The 2448-nt window shown below is 52.9% G+C and carries 4 protein-coding genes; all 4 read left to right on the forward strand.

Features of this window, described 5'->3' with window-relative positions:
- The coding region (locus AKL28_RS23295) for a mechanosensitive ion channel family protein (protein ID WP_156226471.1) at positions 1–345 on the forward strand (345 nt) is incomplete at its 5' end.
- A gap of 470 nt (positions 346–815) precedes the next feature.
- The gene (gene flgB, locus AKL28_RS23300; RefSeq protein WP_082221656.1) at positions 816–1241 is read left to right on the forward strand and encodes a flagellar basal body rod protein FlgB; all 426 of its coding nucleotides are present in this window, start codon (positions 816–818) and stop codon (positions 1239–1241) included.
- A 59-nt stretch (positions 1242–1300) separates the two neighbouring features.
- Entirely contained in the window at positions 1301–1501 is a 201-nt protein-coding gene (locus tag AKL28_RS23305; protein ID WP_050470668.1) for a hypothetical protein, read from the forward strand.
- 392 nt (positions 1502–1893) lie between these two features.
- Positions 1894–2448: phosphoethanolamine transferase domain-containing protein (locus AKL28_RS23310; protein WP_197091092.1), on the forward strand; the 555-nt coding region annotated here is incomplete at its 3' end.

A 2448-nucleotide genomic window follows, 5' to 3' on the forward strand; every position in this document is an offset into this window, starting at 1 on the left:
GCATTGGAGCGCCTGGGGGTCTCTGGTGCGGTACTTTGGTCCGCATTCACTGGATTTGCTGCAGTAGGCGCGGTGGCCTTTTTCGCCGCTTGGAGTGTTCTATCCAACCTATTTTGTGCCATCTTGATCTACACGACGCAGCCATTCCGGGTCGGCGACGTTATCGAAGTGCTGGAGGGCGGTGACAAACCAGGCGTTAGGGGGCGTGTGCTGGACATCAATCTGGTGTACACGACGCTATCCGAGGAGACGGAAGGGGCCGGGACTACACTGCAGCTGCCAAATAGTCTATTTTTCCAGCGTATCGTGCGCAGATGGAATGACGGCTCCTCTTCGTTATTCTAAAATTCTTCCCCTCGATGGGCCTGCTCTGGGCTCACCGCCATTCCCCAGTTCTCCAGCCTTTGAAATCATTACGCGATCGTAATAGACGCGTAATGATTTTGTTCGAAATGCCTTCTTAGAATGTCTTCTTGTCGGTGTGCCGCATCAATGATTCGGTGGATCTGACCATAGGTACTCTTCTTGGAGGTCTCGTGGACGCATTGCTCGCCCTATTTCTTGTCTCGTCAGTCTTATGCTCTGCGCCAACCTTGGCGAAGGGCGCACCTCAGCTGGAGAGAAAAAATGCAAGGTCTTGCCAGGATCTGTCTCTCGCCGTTTCGCCCAGCAATCCTAAGAGTAGCTGTCCAACGTCGCGCCTCTGTAGCCGTTAGCGGGCTTTTGTTGCAGATCAGACTTCAGCGTATTGATTGAGCAGAAATTCGAAGGTATGTCCGGGTTGAATTGGCATTTTCTTCGTTAGGAGGCGGGTGATGAACATCAACGGAATGAATGCGCTGTCGAGTGATGGTGGAGAGAAGGACGAGAAGTTTTGGAATAACGCGGTTCGTTTAGTGGAGCAAAGGCTTGGGCTGCTTGCATCGAATATCGCCAATGCCGATACACCGAACTACAAAGCCCGGGACATCGATTTCTCATCGGCTTTGAAACAGGCGATGACGAATTCAAAGTTGCCTGTCCTGTCAAAAGGGTACGCCACGGTCCCTAGGGATCTACCCGTCGAGGCCTTAGTACTCTACCGTTCTCCGACGCAACCGAGCGCGGATGGTAATACCGTAGATGTCGACCAGGAAAGCGCGGCGTTCTCTCATGAAGCGATTCGTTACCAGTTCTTCTTGGACAAGGCAGTAGGTGAGTACAAGGAGATCGGCGATTTGTACAAAAACATGGTGGGGTAGTGCGAACGTCACAATGGTGTGGCGACTGCTCCCGCCGCTGACGACCGAGTTCCTTTCAGATGACGCAATCCCAACAGACGCACGATGCCATCGTAGGCGTAATGAATGTCGGCTCGGTGATCATGCTGTTGCTTGTGCTGGCGTTTTATCTTTGGCTTAAGTTCAACGATCGTAAATCCACCAAGAAGAATCTGCAGACCAAAATCGCAACATCGAAGGCCAAGCAAAAGCGTCCACGGTCTCGTCGAACTGGGCGCTGAGCTATCAATTCCAGCCATCTCACACAAGACTGCTAACCAGCGGCTAATAGACGCGAGTTCGAGCCAGTGTGAGATGGCTCATTCAGAGATGCATTCGATTTCCATCGTAAATGGTTTCCCTCGCTGCTAACAGCGTGGCGGACTACTGCGCTTGAGCTTAAAGGGCCATTTGTGCTGACGAAGTTTCGCAAGAAAGGCGCGGTTCAAGAAGCGCCGGCAGAGGCCGGGTTCTGGCAAGTGTCGACGCCAACCTTCATTCTGCTTGTGGCGCTAGGTAGCGCGGCCCTTTATCACTTCCCCCTCTACAGATTCGCAGTCACTAATCTGGATATGTCTTCCCCAGGGGGATTTGGACTTTACTCACCCTGTTCGTACTTGTCTTCTTTACGAACGTGTTGGTCCTGAGTGTTGTATCCGTTTTTTCTCAGTGGCTACTGAAGCCGGCGGCGATGCTGATGGCAGCCATTAATGCGATAGCTGTGTATTTCATCGTGGTGTATGGGGTCGTACTGGACAAGACCATGATGGGCAATGTCTTCAATACTGATTTCGCGGAAGCATCCGCACTGTTTCATCCAATGCTTCTCGTGTACGTGGCGGCGTTCGGTCTACTGCCGATATGGTTACTTGCGCGGACCTCGGTTCGGCCAGTGTCTTTGATCAAGCGAATCGCCACACCTGCGGTGGCGACGGGATTGACCTTGTGCTGGTTGGTTGGAGCCTCTTGGACCTGGCTCTGGATAGACAAGTATGCCAAGCAGGTGGGTGCCATGGTGTTGCCTTGGTCTCCTGTCATTAACGGCGCACGGTATCTTTCCTCGAACATGGCGCCTTCGCCTCGCGCAGTTCTTCCTGCGGGGACATTCGCCAGCTCGAACAGAAAGGTCGTTGTTCTCATCATTGGCGAGTCCGCGCGCGCCCAGAACTTTTCTCTATACGGATACCGG

The organism is Herbaspirillum chlorophenolicum, assembly GCF_001189955.1.
GTDB classification, from domain to species: domain Bacteria; phylum Pseudomonadota; class Gammaproteobacteria; order Burkholderiales; family Burkholderiaceae_D; genus Herbaspirillum; species Herbaspirillum chlorophenolicum.

Excerpts from the sequence above, each read along its gene's own strand:
- flgB (WP_082221656.1), top strand. The coding sequence starts at position 816 with ATGAACATCAACGGAATGAATGCGCTGTCGAGTGATGGTGGAGAGAAG.
- AKL28_RS23305 (WP_050470668.1), top strand. The coding sequence starts at position 1,301 with ATGACGCAATCCCAACAGACGCACGATGCCATCGTAGGCGTAATGAAT.